Origin of the sequence: Halanaerobium kushneri (assembly GCF_900156285.1) — a bacterium.
GTDB classification, from domain to species: domain Bacteria; phylum Bacillota; class Halanaerobiia; order Halanaerobiales; family Halanaerobiaceae; genus Halanaerobium; species Halanaerobium kushneri.
Genome location: NZ_FTNC01000001.1, coordinates 39403 through 59412, shown reverse-complemented (window position 1 = coordinate 59412; position 20010 = coordinate 39403). Strand labels below are relative to the sequence as shown.

At 31.9% G+C, this 20010-nt stretch carries 16 protein-coding genes and 1 riboswitch; of the genes, 4 read left to right on the top strand and 12 right to left on the bottom strand.

The window, feature by feature from the left end; all coding sequences use genetic code 11:
* Positions 1 to 94: 94 nt before the first annotated feature.
* The 4 genes from BW929_RS00245 to arfA form a co-directional block, all read right to left on the bottom strand.
* The gene (locus tag BW929_RS00245) at positions 95 to 961 is read right to left on the bottom strand and encodes an aldo/keto reductase (protein WP_076543363.1); all 867 of its coding nucleotides are present in this window, start codon (positions 959 to 961) and stop codon (positions 95 to 97) included.
* A 116-nt stretch (positions 962 to 1077) separates the two neighbouring features.
* Positions 1078 to 2250 (bottom strand): glycoside hydrolase family 43 protein, encoded by a 1173-nt coding sequence (locus tag BW929_RS00240; RefSeq protein WP_084566030.1) that lies wholly within the window; start codon positions 2248 to 2250, stop codon positions 1078 to 1080.
* Positions 2251 to 2261: 11 nt separating this feature from the next.
* Positions 2262 to 3746, bottom strand: a complete 1485-nt coding sequence (locus BW929_RS00235; protein WP_076543362.1) for an alpha-N-arabinofuranosidase — start codon at positions 3744 to 3746, stop codon at positions 2262 to 2264.
* A 27-nt stretch (positions 3747 to 3773) separates the two neighbouring features.
* On the bottom strand, positions 3774 to 5282 hold the full coding sequence (gene arfA, locus BW929_RS00230; RefSeq protein ID WP_076543669.1) for an arabinosylfuranosidase ArfA: 1509 nt from the start codon (positions 5280 to 5282) through the stop codon (positions 3774 to 3776).
* A 465-nt stretch (positions 5283 to 5747) separates the two neighbouring features.
* Here arfA and BW929_RS00225 point away from each other — a divergent pair, with 465 nt between their 5' ends.
* Complete coding sequence (locus BW929_RS00225; protein ID WP_076543361.1) at positions 5748 to 6653, top strand: ArsR/SmtB family transcription factor; 906 nt, start codon at positions 5748 to 5750, stop codon at positions 6651 to 6653.
* A 75-nt stretch (positions 6654 to 6728) separates the two neighbouring features.
* Positions 6729 to 7154 (top strand): hypothetical protein, encoded by a 426-nt coding sequence (locus BW929_RS00220; RefSeq protein WP_076543360.1) that lies wholly within the window; start codon positions 6729 to 6731, stop codon positions 7152 to 7154.
* Here BW929_RS00220 and BW929_RS00215 read toward each other — a convergent pair.
* From BW929_RS00215 to mgtE, 4 genes are all read right to left on the bottom strand, one after another.
* Positions 7151 to 9160: a diguanylate cyclase domain-containing protein gene (locus tag BW929_RS00215; protein WP_084566029.1), complete on the bottom strand. Its 2010-nt coding sequence runs from the start codon at positions 9158 to 9160 to the stop codon at positions 7151 to 7153. The genes BW929_RS00220 and BW929_RS00215 overlap by 4 nt on opposite strands.
* Positions 9161 to 9381: 221 nt before the next feature.
* Complete coding sequence (locus tag BW929_RS00210) at positions 9382 to 10329, bottom strand: ADP-ribosylglycohydrolase family protein (protein WP_084566028.1); 948 nt, start codon at positions 10327 to 10329, stop codon at positions 9382 to 9384.
* Positions 10330 to 10397: 68 nt separating this feature from the next.
* On the bottom strand, positions 10398 to 11549 hold the full coding sequence (locus BW929_RS00205; protein WP_143413990.1) for a ribose-phosphate pyrophosphokinase: 1152 nt from the start codon (positions 11547 to 11549) through the stop codon (positions 10398 to 10400).
* A gap of 158 nt (positions 11550 to 11707) precedes the next feature.
* Positions 11708 to 13057, bottom strand: coding sequence for a magnesium transporter (gene mgtE, locus BW929_RS00200; RefSeq protein WP_076543359.1), 1350 nt, complete (start codon positions 13055 to 13057; stop codon positions 11708 to 11710).
* A 246-nt stretch (positions 13058 to 13303) separates the two neighbouring features.
* Here mgtE and BW929_RS00195 point away from each other — a divergent pair, with 246 nt between their 5' ends.
* On the top strand, positions 13304 to 14488 hold the full coding sequence (locus BW929_RS00195) for a DUF2225 domain-containing protein (RefSeq protein ID WP_076543358.1): 1185 nt from the start codon (positions 13304 to 13306) through the stop codon (positions 14486 to 14488).
* Positions 14489 to 14536: 48 nt separating this feature from the next.
* Here the strand turns inward: BW929_RS00195 and BW929_RS00190 are convergent, their stop codons facing one another.
* Genes BW929_RS00190 through BW929_RS00180 form a run of 3 tightly spaced genes read right to left on the bottom strand, consistent with a single transcriptional unit; the run spans position 14537 to position 18979 of the window.
* Complete coding sequence (locus BW929_RS00190; RefSeq protein WP_076543357.1) at positions 14537 to 17179, bottom strand: AAA family ATPase; 2643 nt, start codon at positions 17177 to 17179, stop codon at positions 14537 to 14539.
* The gene (locus tag BW929_RS00185) at positions 17180 to 18496 is read right to left on the bottom strand and encodes a metallophosphoesterase family protein (protein ID WP_076543356.1); all 1317 of its coding nucleotides are present in this window, start codon (positions 18494 to 18496) and stop codon (positions 17180 to 17182) included.
* Positions 18497 to 18511: 15 nt separating this feature from the next.
* Positions 18512 to 18979, bottom strand: a complete 468-nt coding sequence (locus tag BW929_RS00180; RefSeq protein ID WP_076543355.1) for a hypothetical protein — start codon at positions 18977 to 18979, stop codon at positions 18512 to 18514.
* A 163-nt stretch (positions 18980 to 19142) separates the two neighbouring features.
* Positions 19143 to 19217, top strand: a riboswitch (cyclic di-GMP riboswitch).
* 41 nt (positions 19218 to 19258) lie between these two features.
* Between BW929_RS00180 and BW929_RS00175 the strand changes: the two genes are divergently transcribed.
* Positions 19259 to 19504 carry a hypothetical protein gene (locus BW929_RS00175; protein WP_076543354.1) on the top strand — a complete coding sequence of 82 codons (246 nt, stop codon included), beginning with the start codon at positions 19259 to 19261 and terminating at the stop codon, positions 19502 to 19504.
* Between the two features lie 112 nt (positions 19505 to 19616).
* Here BW929_RS00175 and BW929_RS00170 read toward each other — a convergent pair whose 3' ends face one another.
* Entirely contained in the window at positions 19617 to 19976 is a 360-nt protein-coding gene (locus tag BW929_RS00170; RefSeq protein WP_076543353.1) for a DUF4870 domain-containing protein, read from the bottom strand.
* Between the last annotated feature and the right edge of the window lie 34 nt (positions 19977 to 20010).

Below are 20010 nucleotides of genomic sequence, written 5' to 3'. Positions count from 1 at the left end.
ATAATCTAAATTTAATACCGTTCTTTAAAGCTAAGACAGTTGATTTATAACCATCTAACTTTAAAAGAACGGTATTGATAATTTTAACTTATTTTTATTTTGGTATTGGATATAATTTACCACCGTGACTATCTAAAAATCCTTTTAATTCTTCCAATTCAGTTCCAGATATTTTTAAGTCCTGATTATTTTCCTGATATATTTTTAATGTCAGATCTAGCATTCGATTATCTCCAGGACTGACAGCTGTATCTACATCCTGAGATAGGGTAAACTTAAGTGCCAGTTCAGCCAGACGATCATTATCATAAATTGGTTTATACCAGGTATTATAATTTTTTTGACGACCATCCTGCCAGCGTTTTTGAGCTAGAGCTTTAATTGCAATGATTCCCATTCCTTTTTTTCTAGCCTGCTTAATTACTTCTGGTCCCTGATTAAAGTTAAACCAATAGTTCCAGTTCACAGGAAACATTATGGTATCAAAATCAAAACTTTTAATTAATTTTAAAGCAGCCCATTCTTTATGAGCTGAAAATCCAATATGTTTTATCAATCCCTCTTCTTTAGCCTCAATAATTGCTTCCAGGGCACCACCAGAACCAAGTGCTTTATTTAGTGCATCTTCATCTGTAACCTCGTGCAGCTGGTAGAGGTCAAAATAATCTGTTCCCAGTAATTTTAGCGACTTTTCTATATCTTTTTTTACCTGTTCTTTTGTCTGACCAGGTTCTGTTTTATTGGCCAGATAGACTTTATCACGATAAGGTTTAAGGGCAGGACCCAGAATATTCTGTGCATTACCATAGGTTGGACCTACATCAAAGAAGTTTATACCTTTTTTAACAGCAGCTTCAACTATCTGATCGGCCTCTTTTTGGGGCGTATTCATTAACATTATTCCACCAAAAGTGATTTCTGATACGTTCAAATCAGTTTTGCCGAGTTTTCGATATTTCATTATTTGTACCTCCTCGATTTATTTGAAGTTTTCTCTATATGCAATAATAATATATCTAATAAAAAATAGCAAGGGAGCTCACCAGATAGACAGCTAAACTCCCTCGAATTTTGATCTTATTTTTTTAATTTTATTTTAGCTTCAACTTCAATCCTATCATTAATTTTAAGTCCTGGATAAGCAAAATATGGTTTTCCATTCTCCTGCCAGAAAATTTCCTGTATTCTTCCATGGCGGTTGGGATCATAAAGTGGATTTCCTTCAATCTCTTTATATGGTCTGGCATGGTAGACCAATAAATCCGTAACCTCATCTTCGGACTTTGTAAAAGAATTATGACCCGGTCCATAAAGTGAAGTCACCTCACTGGTTTTTAAAACAGGCTTTTTACTTTTAGTCCAGGAACTGCGGTCCAGAAGATTACTGTTCTGATCAGCACTCAAAAGCCCCATACAATAAGGAGCTCCTGTTTCACTGGCAGAAAATGTAACAAATATTTTCCCATTTCGTTTGATTACAGCCGGACCTTCATTTACATCAAAACCAATTACTTCCCAGTCATATTCTGGTTCTGAAAGTAAGTGCTGGCTCTTAATTGTCCAGGGATTTTCCATTTCTGCAATATAGAGATTTGAAATTGTATTATCAGCTACTTTTTGCGCCCAGATTAAATACCTTTTACCCTGATGTTTAAAGGTAGTTGCATCAAGACTGAAACTTTCAAATTCAATATTAATTTCACCTTTTTCAATCCATTCGCCAGTAAGAGGATTTTCATCCTGACATTCCAGAACATAAGGGCGAATAGCCCAGATATCATCTTTTTTACCTGCAGCAAAATAAATATACCATTTGCCATTAATATAATGAATTTCAGGTGCCCAGATATGTTTACTCATTTCACCCTGGTCATATTTTTCCCAGAGCACATATTCTTCTGCGTTTTTTAAATCACTTATATTTTTTGCTCTTCTTAGAACAATCCGATCGTAATCAGGATAAGAACCTGTAAAGTAATAATAACCATCACTATGTTTATAGATATAGGGATCAGCTCTCTTCTCTACCAACGGCTCAGGATAATTAATCTCGCTTAGTTTACCTTTAACTACCAATTCCCCTTTTGCTTTCAGTTCATCCAGATCTATATTCTCCCACTGAACACCCCTGTAGCTATATTTATCATCCAGAAAAATTTTAATCTTTTCTGGTAGTTCAATTGCAGCTGGATCAGAGCTGACAATTGCTATTGCTTCAATTTTTGTAATTTCTTCAGTATAATTATTCATTTTTATCCCACCTAACTCAATGTAATTAAAGTTACCGAAGCTGCAGGCAGCTTAGCTTTAAGCTGAGCCTCAGCGAATTCTATTTTATTAAATTCTACAGGCTTAAGATTATCAGGATTATCAAAACTATTATGAGCATTTAACTGAGATGCTGTTAGAACTCTAGCCTTTACTTCAGACAAATTTAAGTTTTCTGCTAATAAGTTAGTTTTTAATTCTATTTCTTTATTTGGATCTAAATTACAAACAGTAATATTTACTTCTCCCTCTTTATTTACTGAAGCAGATGCATTTAATGCCGGAATTTCCTGATCATCAAATTTATAAGCTTCACTCTCAAGATCAAAATGAAGAAGCTCTGCATTTTGATGTACTTTATACATTTCAAACACATGATAACTTGGGGTTAAAATCATATCCTCTTTATCAGTTAATATCATAGCCTGGAGTACATTATTAGTCTGAGCTATATTAGCCATTCTAACTCGATCAGCATGCTGATTAAAGATATTTAAAGTTACTCCAGCAATCAGTGCATCTCTTAAAGTATTCTGCTGATACAAAAACCCAGGATTTGTTCCTGGCTTAACATCATACCAGGCTCCCCACTCATCAACAATCATTGCGATTCTTTTTTCTGGATCATAACGATCCATAATTGCACCATGTTTGGAAATCAATTCATCCATTTTGAGAGCTTTCTTTAAAGTTATAAACCACTCATCTTCTTTAAAGTCAGTTGCAGACCCTTTACCTTCCCAGAAATCACCAGGAATTGTGTAATAATGAAGACTTAAGCCATCCATCTGGCTGGCTGCATTTTCCATTAAGACTTCCGTCCAGTTATAATCATCTATATTAGCACCACAGGCAATCTTAAAAATTTCATTATCACCATGGTCGCGGACATAAGTCTGATAATTACGATACTGATCTGCATAATATTCAGGTCTCATATTACCACCACAGCCCCAATTTTCATTTCCAACTCCAAAATATTTTAAATGCCAGGGCTCTTCGCGGCCATTTTCTTTTCTCCAGTCGGACATTGGAGATTCTCCGTCATGAGTAATATAATCAACCCATTCCTGCATTTCTCTAATAGTTCCACTGCCAACATTGCCTGAAATATATGGCTCTGCTCCCAGCAGATCACATAATTTCATAAATTCGTGAGTTCCAAAATGATTGTTTTCAGTTACATTACCCCAGTGAGTATTTACAATTGTTGCCCTTTCTTCTCTGGGGCCAACACCATCTTTCCAGTGATATTCATCTGCAAAACAGCCTCCCGGCCATCTTAAAACAGGAATATCAATATTTTTCAGGGCTTCTACTACATCTGTTCTAATCCCATTTTGATTGGGAATATCGGAATCTTCTCCAACCCAGAAACCCTCATAAATGCATCTGCCTAAATGTTCGGCAAAATGTCCATAAATATTTTTATTTATTTTTTCTTTCTTTTCATCTAAATTAATATTTAATTTATTCATAACTACACTCCTAACATCATCAATTTTTTATTTAGTCAGTCTAATAACATTCCAGGATAGTTTGGGTAATTCAGCAGTTAGTTTGTTTCCTTTTACTTCTGAGCTGCCGTTACTATGAGGTTTAACATTATTTGGATTTTCTTCAGTATTAACAGCCTTAAGATCCTCATTTTCCAGGACAATATGTTCAACAACCTGATAATCTTCAAATCCATTTAGCTGAGTGTCTAATTCCAGAGCAGATTCAGTATCTCTATTAACGGCAAAGATAGTAAGTTCATCCTTATCTTCATCAAATATTGTTACCTGATCCAAAAGATCAACATCTTTAAAATCTTTACTATCATATGTGGGAGAAGTTACTCGACTGTCTAAAACAGTACCTCTACCAAATTTAGAAGCATGATAATAAGGATAAAAAATAGTCTGTCTCCAGCTCCCTCCATCTTCACTAGTCATTATTGGTGCAATAACATTTACAAGTTGAGCCTGATTGGCAATTTTAACCCGATCTGCATGTTTTAATAAAGTAATTAAGGTCAATCCCACCACAAGTGCATCTTCAAAATTATAAATGTCTTCTAACTGTGGAGGTGCAACTTGCCAGGGCTCTCTCTTTTTGTCAGCATCATCAGAGTGATACCAAACATTCCACTCATCAAATGATAAATTAACAGTTTTATCACTATTTTTCTTAGCTTTAATATAGTCACATATTGAAACAACTGAATGGATAAAATCGTCGAGACTTTCTGTCTGAGCCAGGAAGTTTTTAATATCATCTTCATCATTACGGAAATACTGATGTAAAGAAATATAATCAATATGTTCATAAGTATGTTCTAAAACAGTTGCTTCCCAATCAGCAAAAGTTGGCATCTGACGGTTTGAGCTTCCAGAAACAACAAGTTCAATATCGGGATCAAGTCCCTTCATAACCTTTGCTGTTTCTAAAGCCAGACGTCCATATTCGTCAGCTGTTTTATGTCCAATCTGCCAGGGACCATCCATCTCATTTCCAAGACACCAGGTTTTGATATTATAGGGCTCCTCTCTGCCGTGTTCTTTGCGTAAATCACTGTAATAACTTCCACCAGGATGATTACAGTACTCTAAATAATTGCGGGCAGCATCAATTCCTCTAGTTCCTAAGTTAACAGCCATCATAACATCAGTTCCTGCTTTTTCAGCCCACTGCATAAACTCATTGGTGCCAACTTCATTTGTCTCAACAGTTCTCCAGGCTAGTTCAAGCCGATTCGGCCTATCTTCTACAGGACCAACTCCATCCTCCCAGTTATAACCAGAAACAAAATTCCCACCAGGATAGCGAATAATTGGAGGATCTATTTCTTTAATTAATTCTAATACATCTTCTCTAAAACCATTTTCATCTGCTGTTTGATGATCGGGCTGATAAATCCCTGTATAAACTGCACGACCCAGATGTTCAATAAAGGAACCAAAAATTCTCTCATCTACCTCACTAACTGTAAAGTTACGATCTAAATAAACATTGGCTTTCTTTTTTGTCATAATTTTCTTCCCTTCTTTATAATAATATATTTTCAAAAACTCCATCTCCTACAAAATTAATTACCCTCACTATCCAATTGTTAACTTAATTGCTTTTGTTTTAGTATTAACTAAAGAACATTTCTAAAAAACGGCTTATTATAAGCAAATAAAGATTTTATGAGCTTCTAAAATTGGTTTAAAAGTTGAATGATTAGTTTAGTTATTTAGTTTTCATTAAAAGTATAGCATATGCTTTAGATTGATGTCAAATCACTTTTGCTAAATAATCAAATAATTTTTATAATTGCTTCAAAATAACTGCTATATCAGTATTCAAAAGTTTAATATTAAACTATATTTTGTTTTAATTAAATTTAAATCAAAATAATTTGCCTTGTTAATTTTAAAAAATAACTTAAATTTGATTTTTCATTAAAAGTGTTTTATAATTGACTAAAATAAATAAAGTTTGGAGGGAAGAATTTGATTTTAATAGATAATTTAAGAGACGGGTTAAATACTTTTAAAGCCCTGAGTTCTGAATCTAGAATTAAAATTTTAGAACTGCTGTCTGAATACAACAGGCTTAATATGAATGAGCTTGCTGAAAAGCTTGAGTTAACAAATGGTGCCATTACCTCTCATGTCAAAAAACTTGAAGAATGTGGATTGATCAAGGTTTCAACAGAATCCGCCGCCAGAGGTAATCAAAAGCTTTGTTATTTACATGAAGATAAACTTATTTTTGATTTAAAAAAGAAAAGAAAAGAAAAATTTTATGAGTCTGAAATTGCAGTTGGTCATTTTTCTGACTATGATGTCTATCCTACCTGTGGTCTTGCTAATAAAGACCACATCATTGGAGAAGTTGATGATCCCAGCTTTTTTGCCGATCCAGAAAGAATAAATAGTCAAATTTTATGGTTTACTAAAGGTTTTATAGAATATCGATTGCCTAATTATTTAAAACCAGGACAAAAACTTACCGAAATACAAATTTCAATGGAAATAAGTTCTGAGGCGCCAGGTGTCTGTAATGACTGGCCTTCCGATATATTCTTTTATTTAAATGATCATGAACTTGGCAGCTGGACAAGTCCGGGAGATTTTGGTGAAACTAAGGGGATTTTCACACCTTCCTGGTGGTATCCTAATTGGAATCAGTACGGCCTTTTAAAATTACTATCTGTAAGTAAATATGGAACTTTTATTGATGGCTCTAAAATTTCGGAAGTTACAATTGATGACCTTGAGCTTGATCATAAAAGTAATTTTAAATTTAAACTGGCTGTACCGGAAAAAGCTGAAAATAAAGGTGGTTTAACCATTTTTGGAGAGAATTTTGGAAATTATAATCAAAGCATTTATGTCAGACTTATTTACAGTTAAATTAAAATCTATCTAACAATTAAGTTAAACATACTTCAAATATTAAAATTGTATATTACGGGGTGTAGTTCAATAATGATGTATAATCAGGATCAATTTATAATAAAACTTGGCAGAAAAGCAACAATAAGTGGTTTAATTGGATTTCTTTGCGGACTTATTGCTGCTTTTTTACTTTCTTTTTCTATAATAGCAATAGCTTTTACTGCTATTATTTTCTCTTTCTTTTTTACTTCCGCTTTCTGGGGAATACATAATTTAAAAATGTGGTTCAATAAATATCGTTATCGCATGCCTGAATACCTCTGGTATTTTTTAAATATTTTTGTATATTTAGGAGGAGTTATTGTAGGTTTAATAGGTTATGGTTTTATAGAACATTTCCTTTTACTCCTGGCAATGGATCAACACAAAAAGGGCACCGGATTAATTGGAGCTCAGATTATACTTTTACCTTATCTGGGGAAGATTTATGCAGATAAAATAAACTATAATATTTAATTTTTAGCAGTAATAAATTCAATAAATCTGGCAGTTAAAGTTGGATCAAACTGACTGCCTGCTTTTCTTTCCAGCTCTGTCATCACTTCTTTTTTATTCATTTTTCTAGAATAATAATTTTTATTTAACATAGCATCATAAGCATCTATAATCAAAATTATTCTTGATAAATATGGAATCTCCTCTTTTGCTAAGCCCTCAGGATAGCCATTTCCATCCCATCTTTCATGGTGATATAAAATTGCTTTTGCCAGTGATGCAAATTCTTTCGAAGCTGCAGCAATTTTATAACCAACTTCTGAATGTTCTTTTATTTTCTCCCACTCTTTAGAATTCAACTTATCTTTTTTAGTTAATATTTGTTCTGGTATTGAAATTTTGCCGATATCATGCAGTTCAGCCAGTTCAATCAACTTACTTTTTTCTGTGTTTTCTAGTTCCAGATAATCTGCAAAACCAGCTGCTATTTTTTTCATCCGCTGAAGATGTAAGCTGTCTTCATAACTTTTTGCTTCAAGTGAGCTTAAAATATTAGAAATCAACTTCTTTTTAGCTTCTTTGCTCTGGCTGATCTTTTCCTGATACATCTTCTTATCAGCCTGATTAAAGATCTCAAATAAATCTTCACTCTCTTTATTTTTAACTGCTGAACCGACAGCAAGTGAAATCATAATTTCTTCTTTATTTGTTTTATTACATTTTTCCTTGATTCTTTGAACTATTTTTTTCATATCTGCTTCACTCGTATCCGGTAATATAATAACAAATTCATCTCCGGCCCAGCGCCCAACTAAATCAGAAGATCTTGTTGATTCTTTAAGAATTCTGGCAGTTTTAATTAAAAGCTGATCTCCTTTTTGATGACCGAAAGTATCATTAAAGAGTTTAAGTCCATTGACATCAATCATAATTATTGAGACAGGTAGTTTTCTGGACGAATTTAATCTTGTCATTTCTTCTTCCAGAAAAGTCCTATTATACAAATCTGTTAGATTATCGTGATAACTTAAATATTTGATTTCTTCTTCTTTAGTTTTATAATCAGTATAATCAATTCTCATACTCAAAATTGCTGTACTAAAATCTGCCTGTACAAATTTAGTTTCTTTCATCAAAAAATATCTTAAACTACCGTTTTTATTATATGTTTTCATGATATACTCTTTGTCTTCTCCATTTAATATATCACGAATATTTTCCTGTGCTCTTATTTTATACTCAATCGGAACTAAATTCTTAAACATCATTTCTCCTTCTAATTCTTCTCTGCTGTAACCTGTATACTGGCAGATTGCATCATTAACAGTAATTATTTTTCCGTCCTTATTAAGTAAAAGCATTCCAGCCGGGGATTGATTGAATAATTTTTGATACTGCTCTTCTCTAATTTTTAAGCGGTAATGCAAATCTTCATAATAGATCGCAAATATTCCCAGCATAAACAATAGCGAAAAAAGTCCCTTGAAAAAAATACCGTATTTTTCAAAATAAGAGTTAAAACGAAGATAGGGCAAAAAAAGCACAGTTAACCCCAGAGCCAGACTATTAAAACCCAAAAAATTAAAATAGTTATTAAATGCCTGATTAAAAAAAACATCTGCACTTTTAAAAAAAGCAGCAGCTAGATAAATCAGGGCAGGTGCAAAAATAATAAAACGATTAAAAGTAAAAGAACTAAAAACCACAACTAAAACCAATAATTTTAAAATTTTAAGATAAACTGAATTTAACTCCAGCTGAAAATACCTATGAACAGCTTTTAACAGGTAATAGGCTTCAAAAATTATAAAAACTGCATAGAAAGTATATAAAATTTCAAAATCAAAATAATAATATAGTATATCTACAGCATTGGCCAGAAAACTCAAAATCGCAAAGACTGTAAAATACAACAAATATCTATTTTGGTTTCTCTGATACAATAAAAAAATTCCCAGGGCAAAGATGATAAACCCGGCTGAATAAATATATGTAAAACCAAGTTCTAAAAGACTCAAAAAATTCAATTATAAACACCTCAATAAAAATTATGATCAAATTATACTACATATTTATTATAAAAATTGTTATATTTATAATATTCGCCAAAAATTTGCTCTGCCCTTCTTTTATCAAAATAATATCTTTTATATTTAAAAACCCCTTTCCGATAAAGCAGAATTGATAATCTTATCTGCTTAAAACCGTAAAAAGGGGGGCCTCCTGATTTTAAATTAAAATCTTAAGTTTAGTGGTTATATAAATTTTTAAAAATTTTTTCTAATAAATCAGGTTTAGCAAGTTTAGCAGTCCATTTTTTAGGAATTGAGTCATAACCATAATAAGCTCCAGCCAGCTGACCGGTTACAGCTGCCACTGTATCTGCATCATCACCTAAATTAGCAGCCAAAATAAGAGCCTCTTTAAATGAATCAGTTTTTAAAAAAGACCAGATACTTGCTTCCAGAGTATTGATTACAAAACCATCAGATTTAATCTCACTTCTATTTTTTTGGAAAGCTCCCTTAACTGCCAGAATTACTCTGTCATTTAAATTAAGATCTACAGCTGTATCTTTAATTACTTTTACCTTAAATGCATCCATCTCAATTCGAGCATTGATAAACTGCTGTAATAAACCACCAAAATAACGACAGCTATCAATCGCCATTTGATTATTATGGGTTGTTAATGAACTTTCACCTGAATATTTTACAGCATCCATAAAATCATCCCGAAAAAAAATTGGAACAGGAGCTAATCTCATTAAAGAACCATTACCTGCCGCTCTATCTTTTACCGGGGGCAGCTTTTCATTTTCTTCAAAAAATTCCAGAGAATGTGCTGTATTGGCTCCAATATCAAAACAACTTCCGGTAGAACTTAAATAACCATTTCTATACCAGTCTAAATACCTCAACAGCTGATCTTGTTGGTTAAACCCTTTTTTACTCAAACTTTCTGCCAGACAGAGAGCCATAGAACTATCATCTGTCCAATATCCTGCCTCAAGTCCGTGGGGACCATCAGACCTCATATCAGTAATTTTTTTAAAACTATCTCTTTTTTTAAATTCTACTGCAGCTCCCAGGGCATCACCGACTATAAGACCAAAAAAAGCTCCAGCAGCATTATTTTTTCTTTTCATTTCTATTTTTTGCATCAGTTTCTGATTATCAGATGGAGTCTGAGCCACTAAAATCACCCTTCCATTAATTTTCCTTCAAAAAAAGAGAATAATCAGCTGATTATTCTCTTTAAATCTTATTTACCTACAATTTTTTTGATTTTATTGGTAGCATCTAATAATGGACTGACCGAATCATCATAATTTACTGTGTCAATTAGCAGTGAAATTAATTTAGACATGTCAACCTCTTCAAACCAATCTGCATCTTTAAATTTCTGTGGAATATAGGTCATATTAGTTGAAAATAACTTGGTTATATAACCTTTCTCATAGTATTCATTCATTTTTTCTATACCATTGGTAAAGAAAGTAAAAGAAACTACAACATATATATTACGTGCATTTTTCTTTTTGAGCTCCCTGGCAATTTCAAAAACAGAACCCCCAGAAGCAATCATATCATCTACAATCAATATATCCTTACCTGCTACTTCTGCTCCCATATATTCGTGTTGAATAATCGGATTTCTACCATCAACAATTTTTTTGTAATCTCTTCGCTTATAAAATAAACCTACATCAAGTCCAAGTACACTTGCATAGTAGATTGCTCTATCCATTGCTCCAGTATCGGGAGAAATAACCATCATTTCATCTTTATCAAAACAAATTTGGTCATCAACCCTATGCATTGCTTTAATAATCTGATAGGTAGAATGTAAACTTTCAAAACCAGTCTGAGGAATAGCATTCTGGACTCTGGTCTCATGAGCATCAAAGGTGAAAATGTTTTCAACACCCAAATTTTCTAGCTCCTGTAGGGCCATCGCACAGTCTAAAGACTCTCTACTATTTCTTTTGTCCTGTCTCCCTTCATATAAAAGCGGCATAATAACATGGATTCTTCTGGCTTTACCTGCAATTGCAGAAATAAGTCGCTTAATATCCTGAAAATGATCATCAGGACTCATCCTATTTTCAATCCCAAACATATTATACGTCACATTATAGTTGCCAATGTCAGCTAAAATATAAATATCTTTTCCTCTAATTGATTCTTTAAGCTGTGCTTTTGCTTCTCCATTAGCAAATCGAACAATTTTACTATCAATAATGTAGGAATCTTTAATTTCATCTACATGATATTCGCTACAGCTGCTGGCAAATTCTTCTCTTCTTCGGTTAACAATATAATCATCTACTTTTTTACCCAGCCCCTTACAGCTATCATGTACAATAATTCCCAGTTGCCCAAATGGTATCTTTGTGATTTTTTGTTCTTCCACTTTTGTTTTAGCACCTCATTTATATATTATTTTCTTATCCCCTAATAATATTTCAAGATTTAATTTGAATATCCTTTTTCTCTTTCTTAATTAATGAAAGTCTATATATTAATTATATTCTCACAATGATATATTCTGCCATTTTTTTAAATTTTTACTTAAACTAAATAGATTAAAAATGTTCTGGCCAGGCCAAGAAAAACAAAGAAACCAAAGACATCAGTAACAGTTGTCAAGAATATTGCTGAGGCCAGTGCCGGATCAATTCCCAGTGACTGTAATGAAAGGGGAATTAAGAAACCAAACATACCTGCAATCAATAAATTAAGAATCATAGCCATAAAGATAATTATTCCCAGATAATAATTTCCATACATTAAATACAGAATCAAACCTGTAACCAGACCGGTAGCAGCCCCATTGATAATTCCAACCATCGCTTCCTTAAGTAAGAGTTTCCAGTTATCTTTAAAATCAATTTCTCCCAGAGCAATTCCTCTAATAACTATAGAAAGTGTCTGAGTTCCTGCATTTCCACCCATACCTGCAACTATTGGCATCGCAGCTGCCAGAGCAACAACCTGAGAAATAACATCTTCAAATATAGCAACTGTAAAGGTTGCTAAAAAAGCTGTTGCCAGATTTATAAACATCCAGGGCAATCTACTTTTAACAGACTGAAACAGAGTTGCATCTGAGCTTTCCTCTTCATCCACTCCATGCATTTTATATAAATCCTCAGTGTTTTCAGCCTCAATTACATCAATAATATCATCAACTGTAATTATTCCAATTAAGATTCCACTTTTATTGATTACAGGGATTACTGTTAGATCATATTTTGCTACCTGCTGAGCAACAATTTCCTGGTCTACATCAGCAGAAACTTTAATGATATTATCATCCATTAAATCTTCCAGTTTTTTTTCATCATCGGAACTCAATATATCTCTTAAATCAACACTTCCCACCAGCTTTTTGTTATCATCAGAAACAAAAATAGTATCAATTATTTCTGTATCAGGAGCAATTTTCTTTAATTTTTGCAGAGCTTCTATAGTTTTTAAATTCTTATTTAGTAAAAGATATTCGGTGGTCATAATACCACCAGCAGATTCTCTATCATATCCCAGCAGATTTTTTACTACTAGAGCATCATCCTGCTTCATATGTCTCAGCAGTTCTTTTCTTTTTTGTATTGGCAGTAAACCTAAAATATCAGTAATATCATCCGCTGCCATATGAGAGAAAATCTCAATAATTTCTTCTGAGTTTTTACATTTCAAAATATCAATCTGCAAATCTTTTTCCGATTCTTCAAAGATATCTGCAAGGTCTTCTGTTTCCAGCAATTTTGTAAAACTATTTATTTTAGAAGCCTCAAGTTCAGAAAGAGCTTCTGCAATATCAATAGGATGATTATCTTCTATCCAATCTTCTTTTACATTTTCCTCTTTGTTTAGATAGTTATTAATTTCATCTTTGATGTGATCAATTTTTTCTACCATTAAATCACCCCTATTAAAAAAATAATATTAAGCTCTAACCAGTAATTTTAATTCTATTTTTAATTATAACAGTAATTATGGATAGATAAAAGTAATTGAAAATAAAATATTTTTAAACAGTTAACATCTTCCAACAGAAGCTTAAAACATAATCTTAAACTGTTATTATGAAAATAATGGAATCTGTGTTATAATATAATTGCTTTGACTTTCAAATAATTAAACTTTAGAAAGGATTGTTTATCAGTGTTAGAAAAAACCAGCCTAAAAGATTTATTAGCAAATCACAGCACTATGATTGAGATTAAATCAGGCAAAAATATTTACAGTTATGGTCAAAATGCAGATAAAATTTATTTTATTTTAAATGGTTTAGTTCGAGTATTTATCAGGGATAATGATCAGGAATTAGAAATCCAGCGTCAAAAAAACGGCAGTTTTGTTGGTGAAAGTGCTTTTACTGCAGATCACTACAGTTCTCGAGCAGAAGCATATTTGAATACAAAAATACTGGAGTTTAAGGTTTCTGATTTAAAATTTATTATGCAGAAAAATGTTTCTTTTGCCAGTAAAATGATCAATAACCTCTCCAGTTATATTGAAAAATTAGAAAACAAAAATAAAATTAATCTGCCTCCAATAAATAAAATTAATAAAAAAAAGGAAATTAAAAAAGAGATAAAAGATAGATCTGGTTTTTATTTAGAGGGACACAAAACTTATGAGAAAAAAACAGATTCTAAAGATGAATATTACCTTTATGATAAAGAAATTGAATGTCCGGTCTGTTCTAAGAAAATGTCCGTTAAGAAAATCAGAAACTCTCGACTTCGTATTAAAAAAATCCGAGAAGATTTACGCCCCTTATATAAAGATTTCAATCTTTATAATTACAGTATCCTCTCCTGTTCTAATTGTTTATTTACAGCCAGAAGGAAAGATTTTAATAACATTTCTAAAAGCAAAAAACAAATTATAAAAGAAAATTTTAAGGATTTGATAAAAAATACATTAAGTAATGATTTTAAAATAGAATTTTCCGAACCCAGGAGTATCAACCAGGTCCTCGATGCCCATTATCTTGCTTTAAAACTTTATAATTATATAGACCTTAATGCAGACAGAAAAGCCTTTCTCTGGCGTGAATTAAGCTGGATCTACGAAGACCTTGGTGAAAATCAACTTTCAGAAAAAGCATCATTAAAAGCTTTAAATAATCTGGAAGAATTTTATTTTAAAGCAACAGATAATCATCCTAAAAAAGAAACTAATAAATTAAGTTTATTACTTTCGGTTTTATACTACAAGCACAACCAGAATCACAAAGCATTACCACTGCTGGATGAACTGATTAGAGATAATAAAGTTAATATCAGACACCGAAACAAAGCCAAAGATCTATTTTTAAAAATTAGAGAAGTAAATAATTAACTATCAAAGACAAAGAGAATTTTACCCACAGGTTTTTTCGACTTAAAATTACTCTTTTAAATAAGCTGCTAATTTTTTGGGAGAAGCTGTTTCGAATTGTCCCGAATCTAATTTCCAGTATTGAGCAGCATTAGATAGTTGACTAATAAAAGAAATTAACTGTGGATGACAGGTCAAAATAAATATCTGATGTCTGCTGGCGAGTTCAACAAGTAATTTAGCAGTATTATATAAATGATTCTGATCAAAATTAACAAGGGAATCATCCAGCACCAGTGGTAAGGGCGGTTTAATTTCTTTTATTCTGCTCAACCTTACTGCCAGGAATAGCTGCTCAAGACTGCCGCGACTTAACTCTTTTGTACTATTAAACTGCCTGCCATTTTCTGTAACAACCCTGAAATCCTGTTGATCAAGCTCCGCAGCTGTTTTGAGATCACAGTAATGATGACTGGTAATTCTGCTTAAAATGTCAGAAGCAGGCTTTAACAATTCTGTTTCAGCTTTTTCAATCATTCGGGAACGTAACTTTTTAAGAATAAAACTAACACTTTTATTTACCGCATAACTTTGAGCCTGTTTTTCCAGCCCGGTCTGAGCCAGATCAATTTTTTGCTGAGCCGATTCTAATTTTGTGGAAGTAGATAAAGCATTAATTCTATTTTTTACAGTAGTTATTTTTTCTTCCAGTGATTCTTTCTCCTGCTTTAAATTATTTATTTGAACAGATAATGATTCTTTCTTTTTTTCTACAGCAGATTGAGATGTAAATTTATGATAAAAGCCAATAAATGTCTGATAATAATCTCTATCCTGTTTTAATTCAAAAAGAGCTGTTTTTACTGTATCAGAGGCATTTAGAGTATGTTTTAGCTGAGATTTAATTTTCCTATATTCTTCAGTCAGATCCTTTAATTCCTTAATTTTATCAAACTCACTAAATAAAATCTGATAATTTTCTATTAAATCTATTCCAGCAAAAGTATTAAAATCCAGACTGCAGTAGGATGAGCTTTCTTTGATTAAATTTTTTATTCCGGTCAAATTCATTTTTAATTTCTGTTTTTCAGTTTGGTTTTCTTCTTTTTTTATTTTAAGTTCTCTATATCTTCTTTTTTTATCACGAACTTCTCTTAAATATGAATCTATAAAAGACAGATAATCAGCTTCTGAAATCCCTAAAATTTTTGCATATTTATTTAAATCAGCTCTAACCTGCTCTAAATAAGAAGTTTTTTTCTTTAATTCGAGCTCTTTATTCTGCAGCTGGTTTTTATTTAACTGTTCTTCTTTTTCTAACTTCGATAATCTCTGTTTTTCCAGTTTAGAACTTCTATAATTTGAGCTGTAGTAAATAAAGGCTGTCAGAGCCAGCACTAAAGAAAAATATTTTAATTGCTCAATATTTATCCAAAAAGAAGACCCCAGAGTCAAAAAAGACAGGGCCAGAACAAAATAGCTCTGTTTTAAAATCAAAGAAGGTTTTTTGAAATCTATTTCTTCCAGTTCCTGTCTGTTTTCTTCGAGTTTATAGCTTAAATTTTTAAGTTCTGATTCAATTTTTTCAATATCGTAATTAAGATCTCGGTATTTTTTGAGTTTCTGATTTATATCTTTTTCTTTAATTAAATCAACTTTAATATTCTCCAGCTGCTGCAGGCCATTATTCCAGCTGGTATCTAAATTTTCTAATTCTGACAGCAATTGCTGTTTTGATTTTTCTATTTTATCCTCCTGCAGAAGATAATTTTTTATTCTTTCTTTAAGACTCTCCTCTTTTTGCTGAAATTTTCTTATTTTTTTACTTTCATGCTCCATAAAAATTAAAAATTGATCCAGATTTGTTTGCAGACCGGTATTTTCTGCATTAATTTCTGAATTATTTAACTGAGAAGAAGTTTGGAGAGAATTTTTGTTTATGACTTTATTCAATTTTTGACTCAAATTAACTATTTCTTTCAATTCAGAGTAATTATTTTTTAATAAGTCTATTAAAATATAATGGTTTTCCAGTTTTTCTATTTCCCGCCTTTTACTATTTAACTTATTCTGAAACTGACTTAAATCTTTATTTTTTTGTCTAAACTCATCAACTTCTAATAGAGCCTGATCCCTTTTTTCTTCTGCTTCTCTAATCTGATTATAATAAGGTTTAAAAGATGCTACAGTAGGATCTCCTAATTTACCGCCTATACTTTTAGCATAATTAAAATATTTATCCGCAATTTCTGGAACTTTTACCAATTCTGAAAATCCTGCTCCAAGCAAAATTGAATAAAGACGTTTTTCTTTCTTTTTTCCTTTGGCAATTTTAGCTAAATCCTGTAATTCATTCAAACTGATACTAAAAAGATGTTGATAACTCAACTGATCAAGATTATTAAATAATTCCGAAGCACTCTTTTCCTGCTGATCATCATCTATAACTTTCGGAGCTGCATATCCATCTATAAAAAGGCTAAATTTTTTATCTGCTTTTTTTAGTTCTGCTTCTATATAATAATTATCTACTGCTGGAGGAATAGAATTATCTTTTGGCAGACCAAAAGGTAAGTAGCGAAGTAATTTTAAAAAAGTACTTTTCCCGGCTCTATTTTTACCGCCAATTACCACTAAATTTTTTGAAATCCCCTCTAAATTCTGGTTATTAAAAATACCAAAATCTCTAATATATATTTTCTTATAATACATTTAATCGCCATCCTCAATTAACTCTGAAATTATAATTCTTTCTACTTCGGATAAAATTTCACGCTGCAGCTTTTTCTCTGGATAAAATTTATAGTTTTCTCTATCTTCATTATCCTGATTTCCCTGCCAGATCTGTCCCCATTCTGCTAGCAGTTCCTGATTAAGTTCTGCATCAGTAAGGCTTTCCTCAATTAATTCTTTTATATTTTGGTAAAGTGGGTTATTATTTTTTAAACTTTTCAGATCAGGTAATGTTTTAGCAGTTCTAAAAATAAGAGAATGGATCCAAACAACAGGATAATGTCTGTAATTTTGCTGACGAAAATAATTGACTAAACTTGCTTCGAGCTCTTCTCTGTTATTTTCAACATGCTGATGCAGTTCTGTCCGCCCTTCAATCAGCAGACGAATAATAACTGCTTTAATCTGAAAATTTTTATTTCTGTTTTGGTTTGTTATTTTATCTCTCATTTTGTTAATTTCATCAGTAATTAAATTTTGAAGTTGACTTATATTTTTTAATCCTTCTTTTTCTAAATTAATTTTAAGTTTTAGATAGATAACAGGCGCCAGCGAAATAAACTTTTCTTTACTATTTAAATTTTTATCAACCTCAACCAGAATTACTCCTTTATTACCTTCCTCGCTGATGTTATGAGCCTGCAGAGTTCCCGAAAAATAAATGGCAGGTTGCTGATTTATTTTTTGATACTGATGTAAATGTCCGAGAGCCCAGTAATCAATATCATCTTTTGTAAGTAGTTCACCTTTATTAACTGGAACATAGTGGTTATTATCCTTGCTCAGTGCTGTGTGCAGTAGCCCAATATTAAAAATAGAACTATCAGGAGCAGTATAAAAATTGTACATTGTTCTTGACTCAAATTTTTGTCTGTATGATTGACCTATAATTCTGGCAGCTGTTATTCCTTCTTTTTGATATTCTTTTACTTCTACTTCTTCGCTAGAAAAATAATGTACATTTTCTGGAAGTTCAAAAACCTCGTTTTCCATACCAGCGGGATCATGATTACCAGAAATCAAGTAAATATCTATTCCTTTTTCTTTTAAAAACTGAGTCTGATTTAAAAAAAATCGGCTGGCCTTAACTGAACGTGCCTCCCGATCATAGAGATCACCAGCAACTACAATAAAATCAACTTCTTCATTAACGGCCAATTCAACTAAGTTCTCAAAAGCTATTTTGCCGGCATTAGAAAATAAATTTTTATGATTAGAATTATTTATTCCATTACAGCTTAATTCTTTTCCAAGATGAACATCTGCTGTATGTATAAATTTAATTGGTTTCGGCATTACACTCCTCCAGTCTTAGCTGTAGTCTCTTTCAGTTCTGTTTTCCCATTTTACAAAAAACCAACTAAAAACAAAAATCTGTACTGTAATTTCCGGCAGTCCAATTAAATGTTCGACCAGAGACATCTTTGTATAAATCATTCCTTCTATTGAACCCGGGATTGGCGCTACTGAGCCAATTAGAGAAAATCCCCAGATCAAAAAAAACATTTTCACCCAGGCATAATCACTTTTAATTAAAGTATTATAAAAAGGGTATAAAATAAAAGCAAAAAAAGCTCCTCTAAAAATTTGAAAAACAGGTGCCAGCCTGACAATTGTGGAATCGGGTGAACGAAAATTAGAAAATGCATCCATCGTAATAAAAGCACTGGCATAATTCTGAAGATTTTTAAATACTACACTGATAAAAACATATGTTATAACATGGACCAGTATAAAACGAATTGTAAAATATACAAATCTCTTAGAAGGTTTTAACATCTTATTCCCCTTTTTCTTAAATATTTTTGAATATAATAGAAAAACTAGTCTCTTAATATTAATTCTATATAAAAGAATTAAATCCTGTAAATTATTTTATATGTAAAGCAGTTACATTGACTTGTCCAAATTTTAGGAATATAATTAGTTTATAATTAAGGAGAAGCAAAAATAGCTAAGCATTTGTAAAAATGCGGCGCAAAGCCATGGACCCATTCAGGGCCGCCAGGCTGCCAGATCTCCTCCCTGGAGTAAGGTCTTTTAAAAGGAGGTAAGCTCATGAAAAATTGGAATCGTGTGCTGGCAGTTTTTTTGATTTTAGTTCTAATCTTTAGTATCACTTTAACCGCTCTGGCTGTTGTTGTCAATCCTCCTGATGATCCTGAAGAACCAGAACCACCTTCCAAAGACAAAGGGAATAATGGAATTGGAAATGGTATTGATCCTCAACCACCTGGAGATCCCAAAGAAAATGATACAGATGAAAGTAATTTACCTCCAGGTCAGTTAAAAAAAATTAAATAAAATTTAATTAGCCTGTAGAGTTTTAATTCTACAGGCTCTTTTTAGAAGCAGGCTATTTAAACTTAATAAATTATAATCAATAAATACTATAATCAGTAAATAATTCTCTTAATTATTTACTCTTGTCCTCAAAACTTTCACCAAAGGTTAATTCCTCAGCCAGATCACCGACATAAGGAAGTTTAAATATTTCTCCATTATAAGCCTTATACATTAATAAAAGCCAGAGAATTGTACCCACAAATGTTATTAATGAAGAAATCAGAATTCCAATTAATGGAATTACAAGCACCAGTGATGAAGCAATAAATAAAGAAAAAAAGGTAATCAGTGACTGCATTGCATGAAAACGAACATGATTATTGTCTTTTTCTATAAATAGAAAGATTAAACCTGTTACCCAGATACCGGCATAAGCCAGAATGGCTTCTACATTTTCATCAAGACCGAGACTGGTTTTTTTATGATACATAATATTTGAGATTATTATCTTTCAAAAAATACTA